At 44.8% G+C, this 16,630-nt stretch carries 16 protein-coding genes; 10 read left to right on the top strand and 6 right to left on the bottom strand.

All coding sequences use genetic code 11. From position 1 onward, the window contains the following. The first annotated feature begins 1 nt into the window (after position 1). From QQL36_RS01220 to QQL36_RS01195, 6 genes are all read left to right on the top strand, one after another. Positions 2-1,294, top strand: a complete 1,293-nt coding sequence (locus tag QQL36_RS01220; RefSeq protein WP_083726329.1) for an aminopeptidase P family protein — start codon at positions 2-4, stop codon at positions 1,292-1,294. 180 nt (positions 1,295-1,474) lie between these two features. Beyond that, on the top strand, positions 1,475-2,242 hold the full coding sequence (locus QQL36_RS01215) for a CDP-alcohol phosphatidyltransferase family protein (RefSeq protein WP_321568637.1): 768 nt from the start codon (positions 1,475-1,477) through the stop codon (positions 2,240-2,242). Positions 2,243-2,464: 222 nt separating this feature from the next. Further along, positions 2,465-2,710 (top strand): phosphoribosylformylglycinamidine synthase subunit PurS, encoded by a 246-nt coding sequence (gene purS, locus QQL36_RS01210; protein WP_083726327.1) that lies wholly within the window; start codon positions 2,465-2,467, stop codon positions 2,708-2,710. Positions 2,711-2,840: 130 nt separating this feature from the next. Then, positions 2,841-3,539, top strand: coding sequence for a 16S rRNA (cytidine(1402)-2'-O)-methyltransferase (rsmI, locus tag QQL36_RS01205; protein ID WP_083726325.1), 699 nt, complete (start codon positions 2,841-2,843; stop codon positions 3,537-3,539). A gap of 146 nt (positions 3,540-3,685) precedes the next feature. Continuing rightward, positions 3,686-5,575, top strand: coding sequence for a M1 family metallopeptidase (locus QQL36_RS01200; RefSeq protein WP_321568636.1), 1,890 nt, complete (start codon positions 3,686-3,688; stop codon positions 5,573-5,575). A gap of 292 nt (positions 5,576-5,867) precedes the next feature. After that, positions 5,868-6,410, top strand: coding sequence for a hypothetical protein (locus QQL36_RS01195; RefSeq protein WP_321568635.1), 543 nt, complete (start codon positions 5,868-5,870; stop codon positions 6,408-6,410). A 241-nt stretch (positions 6,411-6,651) separates the two neighbouring features. Here QQL36_RS01195 and QQL36_RS01190 read toward each other — a convergent pair whose 3' ends face one another. The 5 genes from QQL36_RS01190 to QQL36_RS01170 form a co-directional block, all read right to left on the bottom strand. Continuing rightward, positions 6,652-6,861, bottom strand: a complete 210-nt coding sequence (locus tag QQL36_RS01190) for a hypothetical protein (protein ID WP_083726319.1) — start codon at positions 6,859-6,861, stop codon at positions 6,652-6,654. A 49-nt stretch (positions 6,862-6,910) separates the two neighbouring features. Further along, complete coding sequence (locus QQL36_RS01185) at positions 6,911-7,351, bottom strand: hypothetical protein (protein ID WP_179091232.1); 441 nt, start codon at positions 7,349-7,351, stop codon at positions 6,911-6,913. A 10-nt stretch (positions 7,352-7,361) separates the two neighbouring features. After that, complete coding sequence (locus QQL36_RS01180) at positions 7,362-7,910, bottom strand: RNA polymerase sigma factor (protein ID WP_321568634.1); 549 nt, start codon at positions 7,908-7,910, stop codon at positions 7,362-7,364. 145 nt (positions 7,911-8,055) lie between these two features. Further along, entirely contained in the window at positions 8,056-8,679 is a 624-nt protein-coding gene (gene rsmG / locus QQL36_RS01175; RefSeq protein ID WP_083726315.1) for a 16S rRNA (guanine(527)-N(7))-methyltransferase RsmG, read from the bottom strand. A gap of 336 nt (positions 8,680-9,015) precedes the next feature. After that, a complete protein-coding gene (locus QQL36_RS01170) occupies positions 9,016-10,149 on the bottom strand; it encodes a glycosyltransferase (RefSeq protein ID WP_235643928.1) in 1,134 nt (377 codons plus the stop codon). Between the two features lie 142 nt (positions 10,150-10,291). Between QQL36_RS01170 and tgt the strand changes: the two genes are divergently transcribed. The 3 genes from tgt to QQL36_RS01155 all read left to right on the top strand — a co-directional run bounded on the left by tgt (position 10,292) and on the right by QQL36_RS01155 (position 14,042). Then, on the top strand, positions 10,292-11,422 hold the full coding sequence (gene tgt, locus QQL36_RS01165; RefSeq protein WP_321568633.1) for a tRNA guanosine(34) transglycosylase Tgt: 1,131 nt from the start codon (positions 10,292-10,294) through the stop codon (positions 11,420-11,422). A gap of 21 nt (positions 11,423-11,443) precedes the next feature. Beyond that, entirely contained in the window at positions 11,444-12,526 is a 1,083-nt protein-coding gene (locus QQL36_RS01160; protein ID WP_321568632.1) for an LptF/LptG family permease, read from the top strand. 196 nt (positions 12,527-12,722) lie between these two features. Then, complete coding sequence (locus QQL36_RS01155) at positions 12,723-14,042, top strand: citrate (Si)-synthase, eukaryotic (protein WP_321568631.1); 1,320 nt, start codon at positions 12,723-12,725, stop codon at positions 14,040-14,042. Between the two features lie 32 nt (positions 14,043-14,074). Here the strand turns inward: QQL36_RS01155 and QQL36_RS01150 are convergent, their stop codons facing one another. Beyond that, the gene (locus tag QQL36_RS01150) at positions 14,075-14,317 is read right to left on the bottom strand and encodes a hypothetical protein (protein ID WP_321568630.1); all 243 of its coding nucleotides are present in this window, start codon (positions 14,315-14,317) and stop codon (positions 14,075-14,077) included. Between QQL36_RS01150 and recG the strand changes: the two genes are divergently transcribed. Then, positions 14,316-16,433, top strand: coding sequence for an ATP-dependent DNA helicase RecG (gene recG / locus QQL36_RS01145; RefSeq protein WP_321568629.1), 2,118 nt, complete (start codon positions 14,316-14,318; stop codon positions 16,431-16,433). The genes QQL36_RS01150 and recG overlap by 2 nt on opposite strands. Positions 16,434-16,630: the final 197 nt, after the last annotated feature.

Here is a 16,630-nt window from a genome sequence, read left to right as displayed (position 1 = left end):
TATGAAAAATTTGCCACTGGATTCACAGATTTTCATCAAAAATCGCCAGCGCTTTATTGCGGAAATGCAACCCAATTCCATTGCAATCATCAATTCCAACGATGAGTTGCCCAGCAATGGAGACGCTTTATACAGATTCGAGCAAAACCATGATCTGTACTGGTTGACGGGTGTTGAGCAGGAGGATACCATGCTCATTTTATACCCGGACAATCCGGATCCTAAGTACAGAGAAGTGCTTGTATTAGTACGTCCAAATGAGTTGAAAGAGAAATGGGATGGCCACCGTCTGCGCAAAGACGAGGCACTGGCTGTATCGGGTATAGCTACGGTTATTTGGCTGGATGTGCTGGATGGATTATTACAACCATGGATTCACGAAGCCACTAATATCTATTTAAATACCAACGAGAATAACCGTAAATCCAGCCTCATCGCTGTCAGGGATTACCGCTATGCAGAAGAAATGCGTGCCCGTTATCCTTTGCACAACTACCTGAGAGCGGCTGTTATTTTCAAAAAACTGCGTGCTGTTAAGACACCTGAAGAGATCAACGTGCTGCAGACCGCGATGGACATTACAGAAAAGGCACTTCGCCGTCTGTTCAGATTCATTCGTCCAGGCGTATATGAGCACGAAATTCAGGCAGAGATCATACACGAATTCCTCTCCAACCGTTCAGACGGTGAAGCCTATACTTCTATCATTGCCAGCGGTGACCGTGCCCGCACCCTGCACTATGTTTCCAACAACCAGGAGTGTAAAGACGGCGAACTGGTACTGATGGACTTCGGTGCTGCTTATGGTGGTTACAATGCTGACCTGACACGTACCGTACCGGTGAATGGTAAATTCACTCCCCGTCAGCGCGAAGTATACGATGCCTGTCTGCACCTGCATAACTATGCTAAATCAATCCTGAAGCCAGGACTGACCATTGCAAAATACCATGAAATGATGGGGGAAGAAGCAGGAAAAGTGTTCGTAAAAATCAACCTGCTGAAGGAAGAAGATATCAAAAACCAGGATCCTGAATCACCTGCATACCGCAAATATCTGTATCATGGTATTAGCCATCACCTGGGTGTAGGCGTACACGATTTAGGGCCATCTTTCTGGCAGCCGATTCCTGATGGCGCCGTACTGACCATTGAGCCAGGTATCTATATTGAAGAAGAGAAGATGGGTGTAAGAATTGAAAACAACGTGTGGATAACTTCAAAAGGCAATATCGACCTGATGAAAAATATTCCTATCACTGCTGATGAAATTGAATCTTTAATGAAAAAATAAGGTAATACGTACGCTATTGCGTAATATTAGCGTTAGATTTACCAAAAAATACAGAACCAAGGTTGTATCAAAAGAAAATCCTGCCCGGTTTAACCCGGATACCTGATGGGGGAGCATCTTTGCTTATGCAATTCTCTGGCCCGTCAAATGACTTTTGATACAACCTGCTGGACTATCACAATGAAACAACTTCCTAACATCCTTACACTGGGTAATTTGTTTTGCGGTGCGCTGGCAATCATTTACATCCTGCATGCACCACAATACATCGCCGAATTCAATGGACATGACTACGCCGTAACAAATCCTGCACCTGTCTACTGGGCATCCGGGCTGGTAGTACTGGCTGCGATATTTGACTTTCTGGATGGGTTGGCTGCACGCCTGTTGAAACTAGGTTCCCCATTTGGAAAGGAGCTGGATTCACTGGCAGATATGGTGACGTTTGGCGTAGTGCCGGGTATGATCTTCTTCCGTTTGTTGCGTAGTGCTTATATGCAGATGCCGGATGTATTTGACGTATCTTATGTCAACCTGGCTCCGGCCTTGCTGGTGCCTTGTTTTGCAGCATTCCGGCTGGCTAAGTTCAACCTGGATACCCGTCAGTCAGAGAATTTCATTGGGGTTCCTACCCCGGCAGTAGGGCTGCTGGTAGCGTCTTTCCCATTGATCATGCTGTACAATCCGTATAATCTGGCGCACTACCTGCAAAATATCTGGCTCCTGTATATTATGATAGCTGTGCTTTGTTACCTGATGGTGGCAGAGATGCCGATGCTGAGCATGAAGTTCAGGAATTTTAATCCTACACAGAACTGGCCACGGTTTTTACTGTTGATATTAGCAATATTGGCAATACCAGTATTGAAATTTGCAACAGTGCCGTTTGTATTTGTTGTGTATGTCTTATTATCAGTGGCGGCACGCCCTGCTACAACAGCTAAGTAAATAGCAATTCTTTCTAAATAAATAGTACTTCTTTTTTCATATAAATATTGGCCGGCATGCTTCATGCCGGCCAATATTTATTTAAGCCGAAGGAAATGGCTTTCCCCGAAGGGAAAGCCATTTCCTTCGGCTTAAATAAATACCATCTACAGCCCTCCTCAAACAAACCCAGCTTGTTTTTTGCGATTTATGTATTAGGTTTGCGTCAAAATTTTAGAAAAAATGACGTTTACTGCACATATCAACGTGATGCCACTGAAAGAATTACTGGATCCACAGGGGAAAGCGGTAATGAGTGGTTTAAAGAATCTTGGCATTACCCAGATCAATGATGTGAGAATCGGAAAACATATTACGCTGCATATAGAAGCTGCTACAAAAGAAGAAGCACAGACCCTGGCTGAGAACGCCTGTCAGAAACTGCTGGCTAACCAGGTAATGGAATCTTTTGAAGTAACTATTCAATAAATAATTAATAAGGCTGACTTTCATGCGCTAAAGCTTACTTTAGCTGCCAGAAGTCAGCCTTACGTGTTTTATTCAGGAAAGATGCACTACCGGTAGATGTTGCCGGTATGTCATGCGCCATACGTTCTTTATGAAGCTTTATCTCGTTCCATCTCCCATAGGCAATCTTGCCGATATTACTTACCGCGCTGTAAAAGTACTGGAAGAGGCAGACCTGGTGCTGGCAGAAGATACCCGCACCTCTGGTGTGCTATTGAAGCACTACAACATCAATAAACCCATTACTCCTTATCATCAGCACAATGAGCACAAAGTATTGCAGCACCTGTTACAACAATTACAGGCCGGCAAAACAATGGCCCTGATCACCGATGCCGGTACTCCCGGTGTATCTGATCCCGGATTTTTGCTGGTGAGGGAATGTGTACGTGCAGGTGTACCAGTGGAATGCCTGCCCGGCGCTACAGCTTTTGTGCCGGCGCTTGTGAACAGTGGTATACCTATGACCCGGTTTGCTTTTGAAGGCTTTCTGCCATTGAAGAAAGGCCGCCATACGCTGTTTACACAGCTGGCTACAGACGAACGTACCCTCGTATTTTATGAATCTCCACACCGCATTGTAAAAACACTCGAAGATATGATCGGTTACTTTGGCGCTGACAGACAATGCTGCGTGAGCCGTGAACTGACCAAGATGTTCGAGGAAAACAAGCGAGGTACCCTGCAGGAAGTACATGACTACTTCAAGGAAAAAGGAATAAAAGGGGAAATCGTACTGATTTTACAGGGTGCTCCCGGTAGGAAAAAAGCACAGGAAGAAGAAGAATAACTCAGTATCTTCATGACAGGCAGGAGATTTGCAGTATCTCCCCACGTAAACGCAAAAGTTAAGTCGAAAGCATAAAGCGGCCTACAGCTTACACCCTGACCGGGGTATGTACCGCATTTGTCATACAACAAAAATAGTATTAGGAAATGAAGCACATGTCAGTAGTTAAAGGCCTGATGGTGTGCCTGTTGGCAGCAGGTTTCGTACCTGCGCAGGCACAGCCTGACCGTTGGCAACAACGGGTAAAATATGTTATGGATGTAAATGTAGATGCAACCACTAACCGTTTTACAGGTAAGCAAAAACTGGAGTATACCAATAACTCACCCGATACATTGTACAAGGTGTTCTATCACCTTTACTGGAATGCATTTCAGCCAGGCAGCATGATGGATGTGCGTAGCCGTGAGCTGGGCAAAACAGTGATAGGTCGTGACGCCAAAGGCAATGAAAGGAGAGACTGGGATTACCGTGTAGCAGATAGGATCTCTAAATTCACACCTGAGCAAACCGGCTATCAGCATGTGCTTTCACTGAAACGTGATGGTGTACCACAGCCTTTCAATATGCTGGAAACCATCCTGGAAGTGCCACTGAAAAAACCAATCCTGCCGCATAGCACGACTACCTTCGAAATGGAGTTTGAAGCACAGGTGCCAGTGCAAACCCGCCGTAGTGGCCGTAATAATTCAGAAGGTGTAGACTACTCCATGTCGCAGTGGTATCCTAAAATGTGTGAATACGATTACGAAGGCTGGCATGCCACTCCTTACATCGCACGTGAGTTCTACGGCGTTTGGGGTGATTATGATGTGAAGATTGCGATGGACAAAAAGTTCGTGATTGCAGCTACCGGCTATTTACAGAATCCTAACCAGATCGGTTATGGTTATGAAATGACGGGCACCAAAGTGATCCGTCCTGCCGGGGAGAAGCTGAACTGGCATTTCATTGCAAACAACGTACATGATTTTGTATGGGCAGCCGATCCTGATTATAAACACATCACCCAACAGGTAGATGGCTTTGTCGCACACTTCTTTTACATTGAGAATGATATCACAAAGGATACCTGGCCTGCATTTGCAAAGATGATCCCAGGTGCATATGAATATATCAAAGCACATTATGGTCCTTATCCTTACAAGAGCTTTAGCTTTATACAAGGTGGCGATGGTGGTATGGAATACCCAATGGCTACCTTGATCATGGGCAATGGTAAACTGGAAGGATTATATGGATTGGGTGTGCATGAATGGATGCATAGCTGGTACCAGGGAATGCTGGGTACCAACGAAAGCCTGTATCCATGGATGGATGAAGGTTTCACAACATTTGCAGAGAACAATGTATTGTATCATACATTGGATTCTACCAAAGAAGCTTTTGCACAGGAGGGGTCTTACAATGGCTATTACAACCTGGTAAAAAGCGGGTTTGAAGAGCCAATGAGTACCCATTCTGATCATTACAATACGAACTATGGTTATACACAGACAGCGTACAATAAAGGTGCTGTGTTCTTAGAGCAGTTAGGTTATGTAATCGGTACAGAGAACAGGGATAAAGGATTGCTGCGTTATTATTCAGACTGGCGTTTCAAACATCCGAATCCAAATGATTTCATTCGTGAAATGGAGAAGGAAAGCGGAATTGCGCTGGATTGGTATAAGCAATACTTAGTCTATTCTGTGAAGCATATTGACTATGGAATTGATACGGTTTTCACCAACGATAATAGCAAGACGGTAATTCGTTTGCGCAGAGTGGATAACTTCCCAATGCCGATTGATTTGTTGGTAACAACAAAGGCAGGTAAGAAGTTCATGCACTATATACCGCTATCATTGATGTATGGCACAAAGCCCAATGAAGATGGTAATATTATGCGTACCGTGCATGATGCATGGAGATGGACCAGCCCTACATATGATGTAGTGATTGATACGCCAATGGGCGATATAGGAGAAATAGTGATCGATCCCAGCTTACGCATGGCGGACATTAACCGCAGTAACAATACGTTGAAGTTATAAATTTTTAATAATAATAAGGGAAGAGGGAGTTCCGGCTTTTAAACCGGGGCTCCCTCTTTTCTTTGAAATGTTTTTCATTCCCCGTTGGAGAATTCCCTTTTTCATGAAGGTTTTATTCGGGTAAACTAGTATATTATAAGTACACTATAAGGTCATCATAAGGGCACCTCAATATCAAATCGATATTAAGGTGCCCTTTAAGTGGCGTATTAGTACTCATTTGGTGATAAAGCAGCACTATTATTCAGGAGAAGGTTTTAATATTGATCCTGTAACCTCAAAATTGTTTGTTATGGCTATTGTTAAAGACAACAACCTACTCCTTCAGGCCGTCACGGGCTCCCTTGGCGATGAAATCACGATTTACGAAAGGAACGGGCAGATTATTGTAGCGAAGAAGCGCGGTCCGTCAAAGAAAAAACCGACAAAAAAGCAGCTGGAAGCCAGGTATAAGATGAAAATTGCGGCAGCTTATGCAGTAGCGATCATAAAAGATCCTGAGATAAAAGCCTATTATAAGTCCCTGGCAGGCCCTGGACAGAATGCCTATAATATGGCTGTAAAGGATGCTTACAATTCTCCTGAAATCCAGCGTATTCGCTTCGAAGACGAGACTGTGGTGGTAACCGCGAAGAATGAATTCAGGGTAGCAGAAGTGGCTATTCGTATTGTAGATGCAGCAGGCAGCATACTGGAAAGAGGAAAGGCGGTATTAGGCAGGAATGGCGTGGATTGGCATTATAAGGCGACCGGTTTGCCACCGGGTGGAAAATTAATCATTGTGGCGGTAGATCTGCCTGGAAATGAAACGGTGAGAGAGGTGAGATTGGAATAAATCCGATAGTAATAAGACGTAGAATCCGATGGCAATAAGATAAGCGACATCCCCAAAAGAGGGGAAGGCATCTCATTTTATGAATGAGACACCATTCTTTTGCCTATTTCTTAATCAGCGCTTTCAATTCCTCTATTTCTTTCTGTTGCTGAATCAAATGCAGTGTCAGCTTCTCTATTTTCAATTAAAAAAGGATGCACAATGTACATCCTTTTTATCATCGTAATCCGTAAAATAATTGTTAGTCTAATACCTCACAATTAAACCCCTGCTGCTGCACAAATTTTATCATCTCATTCTCTTCCACACTCATATTCACAATCCTCAATACCTTATCACAATCTTCGAGGTCTACATGGCACTGACCTACTTCATAATTGTTCCGGATGGCATGGAGTACATTTGTTCTTTCTTCCGGTGTCGCTATATTAGTTTTGAATATGCCTGTCATAGCATTAAAAGTTGTAGATGGTTGAATGGCAAAGGAGCGCATGGCTACATTAAATATTGGTTCCTATATCTGGTTTACTTTCTTCCTGTTTAGCGTCGTGTTTAGGCTGATCCGCATTTGCGTCGATATCATCATACCAGCGGCTAAAGCGGTTATTAGGTCGGCACCAGTTCTTCAATCCTTCTTTCATTCGCTCTCTGTCTTCTGGTGTCATATTCGCATAGCGTTCTTTCAGCTTTTCATCCCAGGCTCTTCTGTTTCTTCTGAAACCACCCGGGCCGCCGCCATGCCAGCCAAAGAGCATTTTACCCAACAGGCAAAGGCCTAAACCCTGCCAGAAAGTAATAACTGGTCCATGGAATAATTCAGGTATCAGGCAATTCCACAGTTCACGGATACCGAAGCCCAGTGCGGTGACGAAAACCGCCCCCATGACAATGAACTTTAAAATATGTAAAGCCTTCGGCTTTTTGTCTCCTCTCTTAAACATATAATGTGTTTTACAATTCTTCATACAATTGTGCCAGCCGTTCGCGAAGGTGCAGTACAGCGTAGCGTTTTCTCGACAATAGGGTATTCACGGAGATGCCGGTTTCAGCAGACAATTCCTTGAAGGATTTCCCTTCCAGTTCATGCTGTATAAATGCATAGCGCTGTTCTTCCGGCAGCTCTTCTATGGCTTCCATAATCGCTTCTGCTAAAATTTTTCGTGTGAGTGGTGCATCACTTTTGGCATCCTGATCGGCTATCAGTTCGGATAGGAACAAAGTCTCTTCTCCATCTATTTCCTGTGTATGATCGCTGAAGGTAGTCTCCCGTTTCTTGCGAAACCAGTCGGTAATTTTATTGCGTGTTACGGTGAATAACCAGGCGGTAATAGAGTCAATCTGACTACCCAGCCGGGAGTATTCCGTAAACTGATACAAAACGTCCTGTAAAATATCTTCTGCATCCGCCACATTATTCACCCGTTTCCGGATAAAATGGAGTAGACGTTGCCGCTCCTTCCGCACCGTTTCCTGTATGCGCTCATTTTGTTCAGCAGCCATAGCTAGAGGCGTTTTTGTGAGGAGCAATTCTTTCATCTTATTATTGGAGACGAAGGAAAATGCAGGATATTTTAAAGTTCAGTAAAGTTTTTTTGAATTTAGCCTATAAATAATGAAAACCAATAATTTAAGAGAGGAATTATTTTTACTTATTTACCACTACTACGAATTTTTCCTTGAAGAACTCTTCAGGGAATAGCTGGTAAACGGGAGTGAGACGGGGTCTGAGGCCACTTTCCTGTACTTCCAGGGCCAGGTCGCCGCCTTTCAGGCAGATGAGACCGGGTTCCTGGGCATGAGCAGGCGCTTTTTTAACCAATGGTTTTCCCCAGCGCCAGAGGTCCTTGAGGGGGGCTACGGCACGGGATACGATCACATCGAATTTTCTATCCCTGATATCTTCTGCGCGGGAGTGGGCAGTGGTTACGTTCTTTAATTCCAGGGCTTCGGCTACACCCTGTACGACCTTGATCTTTTTACCGATGGCATCCACAAGGTGGAACTTTACCCCCGGGAAAAAGATGGCCAGGGGGATGCCTGGGAAACCACCACCAGTACCGAGGTCGATTACCTGGTGGCCATCCGGGAAGTCAGCAATTGCAGCGATTGCCAGTGAGTGCAGGACGTGTTTTTCATATAAGGCATCAATGTCTTTACGGGAAATGACGTTGATCTTTTCGTTCCAATCCTTGTAAAGTTCGAACAGTGCTGAGAATTGTTCGACCTGAGTAGGGGTGAAGTCCCCGAAGTATTTTTGAATGATGTCCATATGTAGGCGCAAAGGTAGGATGCTATTCTGAAATAGTGAAACCGGATGTATTTAAAAAGACTGCCCGGAGAACGTCTCGTCTCCGGGCAGATAAAAGTCTTTATTTTTTAAAAAGGTTAGGTTTGGGGCCTGCTCTTTTTTGATGATTGCGTTACGTTCGAAGTCTTTTTTAACCGTTCTACTTGTGCTAAAGCTTGCGCATAAGTAATTTCGGGTTGCTGTGCAATGATCTGCTTCCTCTTCAAGGCTAAGGCCTCTAACGATATGTTCAAGTTTTCTACGGGTATCATTACTTAACATTTGTACAAAATTACAAAAAATACCCGGCCTTTGCTATTACCACCTGTTCTTCGACTTAAACAACAACGCCGGCGTAAATATCAAATAATACAAACACATAAACATATCCATAAACCAGCTGAACTTAAACAAATCCCCCTCATCCAGCTTCTTCATTGCCATAAACGTAATCACCGACTGCAACAACATCTTCCCCCCAAATATCCCCAACACATAAATCATCATCGGCTGAAAAAATAAACTCGCTATAAACAGCGGGTAAAACAGGAAATGCGTCAAACTAAACAACCCCAACAGGAATTTATGACTAAACCGGTAATGCTTACCAGTACTCATATGCCTTGTCTTCTGCAAAAACCACTTCCGCCAGCTCGTCTTCGGCTCAGAATAAGTAAATGCCTGTTTATTGATCACCACACCAACATTCCCCCTATTCGCCGCCGCATTCACAAACAGATCATCATCGCCCGAAGCAATATGATGATGCGCCGTAAACCCTTTCTGACGGTTAAACAACTCCCTCTTATAAGCCAGGTTCCGCCCCACACCCATATAAGTCACACCACTCAGCGCAAAACCCAGATATTGCAAAGCACTGAAATAAGTCTCATAACGAATCACCTTATTCAGCAACCCCGGTTTCTTTACATAAGGACTATACCCCAGCACAATCTCTTTCCCATCCGTAAAACCCTGACTCATCAGTGCTAACCAATAAGTACTGCTGGGCTTACAATCTGCATCTGTCAGCAGGATATTTTCAAATTTTGCTGACCTGATTCCCATTGAAAGTGGAAACTTCTTACCAGGAATAAACTTGGCAGGTTGTTTAATCTCAATATGGCGATAATGTGGATAACCAACTTCTATTGACCGGAGGTAATATTTTGTATCATCTTCTGAGTTGTCATTCACAACAATGACCTCAAAAGACGGATTTTTTTTATCGTGAAATCGCTGTAAAAGTACGGAAGGCAGGTTTTTCTGCAGGTTCAATTCCTCATCCTTGGCACAGATAATAACTGAGAACTGTGCTTCCGGCTCTGCATCCACGTCGAAGGTACGGCGATAAAAAGCTACCCTGGAAAAGACGATCAGGTAATAGAGAATCTGTATCCCTGCAACGGTAGCAAAACTGTAAAAGGCTACTAAGCCTAAGTTATACAACATAGCGTAGCAAATATATATGATTTCAATTATCTGTATAGTGCTGTGGAAAAAAAAGATTTTTCCAGCCCTGTTCGCACCCCTTCCGGGGAAAAAATAGGTTGTACCCCATAATCCCTTATTTTTGCCCCCTGAAAATCGCCAGATGATATTTGAACTGACAACAACTGATAGTGAAAGTAAAGCCCGTGCCGGCGTCATCACCACCGGTCACGGGGTGATTGAAACGCCTATTTTCATGCCTGTAGGCACTGTAGGCAGTGTAAAAGCCCTGACACAGGAGCAGGTTAAACAGGATGTCCAGGCCCAAATCATCCTTGGCAACACCTATCACCTTTACCTGCGCCCAGGTACGGAGATCCTTTCCAAAGCCGGTGGCCTCCACAAGTTCAATGGCTGGGATCGCCCTATTCTCACAGATAGTGGTGGTTATCAGGTGTTTTCCCTCGCCGCTAACAGAAAGATCAAGGAAGAAGGTTGCCTTTTTCAAAGTCATATAGATGGATCCCGTCACCTTTTCACCCCTGAAAATGTTATGGACATCCAGCGTACCATCGGAGCCGATATCATTATGGCCTTCGATGAATGTCCGCCCTACCCATCCGAATACCGCTATGCGAAAAAGTCGATGGAGCTCACGCACCGCTGGCTGGACCGCTGTATTGCCCGGTTAAAGGAAACACAACCTGCTTATGGATATGAACAGACCCTGTTCCCTATCGTACAGGGTAGTACTTTCAAAGACCTCCGTACCATCTCCGCCACGGAAATTGCTGCCCGCGAATGTGCCGGCAATGCTATTGGTGGCCTCAGCGTAGGTGAACCGGAAGCAGATATGTACGAAATGTGCGGACTGGTATGCGACATTCTGCCAAAAGAGAAACCCCGTTACCTGATGGGCGTGGGTACTCCATGGAACATCGTGGAAAACATCGCTTTAGGTGTGGATATGTTCGACTGCGTAATGCCGACCCGCAATGGTCGTAACGGTATGCTCTTCACCTGGAACGGTGTCATCAATATCAAAAACAAAAAGTGGGCAGACGATTTTTCGCCAATTGACGAAAACAGTCCCTGCTTCGCTTCCAGCCAATATAGCAAAGCTTATCTCCGTCACCTGTTCGTAGCCGGAGAGATCCTGGGTATGACACTGGCCAGTATTCATAACCTGGCGTTTTACCTGGAGCTGGTGAAAGAAGCCCGGAAACAGATTTTAACAGGAAATTATGCCCAGTGGAAGAACAGAATGGTGCCGCAGCTGAAACAAAGACTTTAGAATTTATTATTTTGCCGCCATATGATTACTAAAATAGATTGGTATATACTACGTAAGTTCATAGGTACCTTCATTTATTCACTCTCTATCCTGCTCATCATATCTATCGTGATAGATATTACCGAGAAGATAGATGACTTCATGAACAGTAACTTATCTGTTTACCGGATCATCGTAGACTACTATTTTGGCTTTATTCCGCACATTGCAGCGCTCTTATTCCCACTTTTTATATTTATTTCCGTAATTTTCTTCACGTCCAAGATGGCATATCGTACAGAGATCGTAGCCATCCTGTGTAGTGGGGTGAGTTTCAGACGTTTCCTTCGCCCTTACTGGATGGGAGCCATCCTGTTTGGTGGTATTCTGTGGCTGGGTAACTTCTGGACCGTACCGATTGCAAATAAGGTCCGTACCAAGTTTGAAAACACATACGTAAACAAGAAGAAAGCGTCAGAAAGCATGTACGATAAGAGTATCCGTATCGATAGCTTTACTTACGTGACCTTCGGATCTTATGACCCCAACTACAAGAGTGGTGGTAACTTCGAACTGGAAGACGTTCATGGCCAGGACCTGCGTATGAAGCTGAGATCAGAAAGAATTGAATGGGATTCCATTAAAAAAGTGTGGAAACTCAACCTTGTAACGATTCGTAAAATTAATGGCCTCCATGAGACCTGGTATAAAACCAGGGATACCATACTCAAGCTGGCCCTGAATCCTGCCGAAATGCATGAAGAAAAGAACATGCAGGAAGCCATGACCACCCCGGAGCTGACCCGTTACATTGACAGGGAAAACCTGCGCGGGGCAGAAGGATTGAACGTATTCTATGTGGAAAAGTATCGTCGTACCGCATCATCCGCAGCAGTGGTGATCCTTTCCCTGATCGGAGGCATCATCGGTTCCAAAAAAGTTCGTGGAGGTAGTGGATTGCACCTGGCTGTAGGTATCGTTATCAGTGCAACCTACATCATTATGTTGCAGTTCTCCACCGTATTTTCCATCAAAGCGAACCTAAACCCATTGCTGGCAGTATGGATTCCCAATTTCGTATTCGGCGGACTGGGATTCTACCTGTATATGAAGGCACCGAAGTAAAAAATTCACATTTCTTTAATATTTAGTGAATGTAGGATTATTTACTTGTTAGTATTTTGATAGCCAGTAGTTTACATTTTTGCGCATGAATTATCGCCTCTTTCAGGCTGATCATATTAATGTTAAGTTCATTAACAAATCATTACTTTTGACAATTGATCGTCTTTTTGTTATCATTACCAATTAACAGTTTAAAATGGGTCATATAAAAGAAAAATTTAAGGTCAAGGCCGATGAGCTGAACGTTGAGATTAAAGACCTTGTTAAAAACCACGGAACCAGAAAAATTGAGGATGTAACAGTAGCACAGGTGTACCAGGGACAACGCGGTATTACCGGTTTGGTTACAGAAACTTCGTTACTGGATGCAAATGAAGGTATCCGCTTCCGCGGCTTCAGCATTCCTGAGCTGCGCGAAAAACTGCCGAAAGTGAAAGGCGGAGAGGAGCCATTACCGGAGGGACTGTTTTATTTGATGTTAATAGGAGAGTTGCCCACCGAAGCAGATGTACAGTATTTATCCGCCCAGTTTGCACGTCGTTCGCATGTGCCTACGCACGTATTTGCTGCGATCGATGCATTGCCTGTGAGTACCCACCCAATGACCATGTTCACTGTAGGGGTGATGGCGTTGCAGACAGAATCTGCTTTTGCCAAAGCTTATGCAGAAGGTATCAATAAAAAAGATTACTGGAGCTATATGTATGACGATACAATGGATCTCATTGCCCGTCTGCCTCGTATAGCTGCTTATATATACCGTCGTAAATACAAGAACAATGTACATATTCAGCCAAATGGTCTGTTGGACTGGGCTGGTAACTTCGCACACATGCTGGGTTATGAAGATGAGGCCTTCCGTGAGCTGATGCGTTTGTACATGGTGATTCACGCTGACCACGAAGGTGGTAACGTAAGTGCGCATACCACTCACCTGGTAGGTTCTGCACTGAGCGATGCATATCTGTCATTTGCTGCAGGTATGAATGGTCTGGCAGGTCCATTGCATGGCCTGGCTAACCAGGAAGTGATTAAGTGGATCCTGAAGATGCGTGAGGAACTGGGTGTATCAAATCCTTCAAAACAACAGATTGAAGAATATGTACGCAAAACCCTTGCAGATGGTAAGGTAGTACCAGGTTATGGTCACGCCGTACTCCGTAAAACAGATCCTCGTTTCACAGCACAGATGGAGTTTGCAAAGAAACATCTGGCTGATGATGAACTGGTGAATATTGTATGGAATGTATATGAAACTGTACCACCGATCCTGGAAGATCTGGGTAAGGTAAAGAACCCATGGCCTAACGTAGATGCACATTCTGGTGCACTGTTGGTACATTATGGTTTGGTAGAGTATGAATTCTATACAGTATTGTTTGGTGTATCCCGCGCATTGGGAGTTTTAGCCTCGCTTTGTTGGGATCGTGCACTTGGTTTCTCTCTCGAAAGACCAAAGAGTGTTACTACTGAGTGGATGAAGCAGTTTGTAGAAGGGAAGGTGGAAGCTGAGTAATTCTTTAATAAGAATAAATTTTAAAGAGCGAACTAAAAGAACCTGCGAAGGGGCTTTAGTTCGCTCTTTTGTATTTCCGGCAATTTCCAGTCTTCTCCAGTCTTTTCAGGCAATTGAATTTTGCCTCTGGCAAAATTCAATTGCCTGCTCGCGAAAATCGAGGATTTGCTGAAAGCAAATCCTCGATTTTCGCCAATTGGATAAACAGCTTTTCCGCCAATTGGATAAATGGCTTTTTTAAAGGCGCGACTTCCGCTATTTTTGTATTTCATCATGGAAGCCTCCATTCGAACTGCCATATTATCCAATCCAATAGAGTACCTGAAAGGCGTCGGCCCTCAACGGGGGGAACTCCTGCGCAAAGAAGCCGGTATCCACACCTTCAGGGATCTGCTGAGTTATTTCCCCTTCCGCTACGTAGACCGTACCAAAGTGGAAAAAATCATCAGCCTCCATGCTCAAATGGATTTCGTGCAGATCAAAGGCCGCATCACCAGCATTGAAACCGTCGGCGAAAAACGTGCAAAACGCCTCGTCGCCACTTTGCGCGACGACACCGGCGAAATACCTCTCGTCTGGTTTCAGGGACACCAATGGATGGAGAAATCCCTCCAGCAACACGCCAACTACCTTGTATTCGGACGCCTCTCCGTATTCAACGGCTACCTGCAAATGTCCCACCCGGAAATGGACCTGGTCACAGAAGAAACCGTCACCGGCAAACCAACGCTGGAACCTGTCTATTCCACCACCGAAAAATTAAAAGCCAGGGGATTAACTGCAAAGGCTATTGGCAAGCTCACTAAAAATCTGCTTGAACAATTGTCCCCGCGCGAGATCCCTGAAAATATCCCACTCCCGGTCATTCACCAATACCGGCTGATGGAAAGATCAAAATCCTTCTTCAAAATTCACTTCCCTGCCAGCGAAGAGGATGCAGCACAGGCCAGAAGAAGACTGAAATTTGAAGAACTGTTCCTGGCCCAGATCCGCATCTGCCGGCTCAAGATCAGGAGGCAAGCTGCCTCACACGGATTTTTGTTCACAAGCGTAGGTGATACGTTTAATGCTTTTTACAACGAACATCTCCCGTTCTCTCTGACCGGCGCACAAAAAAGAGTACTCAGGGAAATCAGGCAGGACACCGCCACCGGCCGTCAGATGAACCGGTTAGTGCAGGGAGATGTAGGTAGCGGCAAAACCATGGTAGCCCTGCTGACTATGCTCCTCGCCATCGACAACGGATTTCAGGCCTGCCTTATGGCACCCACCGAAATCCTCTCACAGCAGCACTACAAAAGCATTGCTGAACTCCTTGAAAAAATGGACCTGAAAGTCGCACTGCTCACCGGCAATGTAAAAGGCAAAGCCCGCAAGCAGATCTTAAAAGATACAGAAGAAGGAAACATACAAATTCTTATCGGCACCCACGCCCTGCTGGAAAATCAGGTGGTTTTCCGCAACCTGGGCCTCGCCATCGTAGATGAACAACATCGTTTTGGGGTAGCACAGCGCGCAAGGTTATGGCAAAAAAACACCATGCCTCCACACATCCTTGTTATGACAGCAACACCCATCCCCCGTACACTGGCCATGACCGTTTACGGTGACCTGGATGTGTCTGTCATAGATGAACTACCTCCCGGCCGTAAGCCTATCACCACAGTACACCGTACAGAATGGCAGCGCCCTTCAGTAATGAATTTTATCAAAGATGAAATCAAAAAGGGCCGCCAGGCATACATTGTGTACCCATTGATCGAAGACTCTGAAACCCTTGATTATGAGAATCTCATGAAAGGTTATGAAGAGGTCAAGGCTTTCTTCCCGGAACCACAGTACTTTATCAGCATGGTACATGGCAAGCAACCGGTGGATATGAAGGAAACCAATATGCATCGTTTCGTAACCGGCGACACCCAGATCATGGTGGCTACTACTGTGATAGAGGTAGGGGTAAACGTACCCAATGCCTCTGTAATGGTGATAGAAAGTACGGAAAGATTCGGCCTTTCCCAGCTGCACCAGCTCAGAGGCCGCGTGGGTAGGGGCGCAGAGCAGTCCTACTGTATCCTCATGACAGGCAACAAACTGGGGGCTGACTCAAAAGAACGTATCAATGTAATGGTACAAACCAACGATGGATTCCTTATTTCAGAAAAAGATATGGAACTGAGAGGTCCCGGTGATATAGAAGGTACCCGCCAAAGTGGGATACTGGATTTAAAACTGGCTGATATCGTGGCCGACAAAGCCATTCTCGAAGCCGCCCGTGCCAGCGCAGAGAAAATTTTACAGGAAGATCCCGATCTTACATTGCCTGAAAATCAGGCGTTACAGCATTATCTGGCCGTGCAGCAAGGGAAATCACAGTGGAGCAAAATCTCCTGACCCGTTACCCAGGAAAATAACTTGAGAATGCAAAATTTACTGCCGGGTTTTTACGTTTATCTATAAATGAGCCCCGGTTTACTGGTATAATAGAAAGTTTAACTTAAACTCCCCCGGGGGGGCTATCTAAATTCCCGTAGCTGGAAGGTTGGGATAATACTATACTAAAGGTTGGCGCTGTTATTGCGGTAACATAT

This window comes from Chitinophaga sp. LS1, from assembly GCF_034274695.1.
Classification (GTDB): domain Bacteria; phylum Bacteroidota; class Bacteroidia; order Chitinophagales; family Chitinophagaceae; genus Chitinophaga.
This window is presented reverse-complemented; position numbering and strand designations above follow the sequence as displayed.

Coding starts and splice junctions, on each gene's coding strand:
- QQL36_RS01195 (WP_321568635.1), top strand. CDS start 5,868: ATGGCTATTGTTAAAGACAACAACCTACTCCTTCAGGCCGTCACGGGC.
- QQL36_RS01180 (WP_321568634.1), bottom strand. CDS start 7,910: ATGGCTGCTGAACAAAATGAGCGCATACAGGAAACGGTGCGGAAGGAG.
- QQL36_RS01215 (WP_321568637.1), top strand. CDS start 1,475: ATGAAACAACTTCCTAACATCCTTACACTGGGTAATTTGTTTTGCGGT.
- recG (WP_321568629.1), top strand. CDS start 14,316: ATGGAAGCCTCCATTCGAACTGCCATATTATCCAATCCAATAGAGTAC.
- rsmI (WP_083726325.1), top strand. CDS start 2,841: ATGAAGCTTTATCTCGTTCCATCTCCCATAGGCAATCTTGCCGATATT.
- purS (WP_083726327.1), top strand. CDS start 2,465: ATGACGTTTACTGCACATATCAACGTGATGCCACTGAAAGAATTACTG.
- QQL36_RS01150 (WP_321568630.1), bottom strand. CDS start 14,317: ATGATGAAATACAAAAATAGCGGAAGTCGCGCCTTTAAAAAAGCCATT.
- QQL36_RS01160 (WP_321568632.1), top strand. CDS start 11,444: ATGATTACTAAAATAGATTGGTATATACTACGTAAGTTCATAGGTACC.
- QQL36_RS01190 (WP_083726319.1), bottom strand. CDS start 6,861: ATGACAGGCATATTCAAAACTAATATAGCGACACCGGAAGAAAGAACA.
- tgt (WP_321568633.1), top strand. CDS start 10,292: ATGATATTTGAACTGACAACAACTGATAGTGAAAGTAAAGCCCGTGCC.
- QQL36_RS01185 (WP_179091232.1), bottom strand. CDS start 7,351: ATGTTTAAGAGAGGAGACAAAAAGCCGAAGGCTTTACATATTTTAAAG.
- QQL36_RS01200 (WP_321568636.1), top strand. CDS start 3,686: ATGAAGCACATGTCAGTAGTTAAAGGCCTGATGGTGTGCCTGTTGGCA.
- QQL36_RS01155 (WP_321568631.1), top strand. CDS start 12,723: ATGGGTCATATAAAAGAAAAATTTAAGGTCAAGGCCGATGAGCTGAAC.
- QQL36_RS01220 (WP_083726329.1), top strand. CDS start 2: ATGAAAAATTTGCCACTGGATTCACAGATTTTCATCAAAAATCGCCAG.
- rsmG (WP_083726315.1), bottom strand. CDS start 8,679: ATGGACATCATTCAAAAATACTTCGGGGACTTCACCCCTACTCAGGTC.
- QQL36_RS01170 (WP_235643928.1), bottom strand. CDS start 10,149: ATGTTGTATAACTTAGGCTTAGTAGCCTTTTACAGTTTTGCTACCGTT.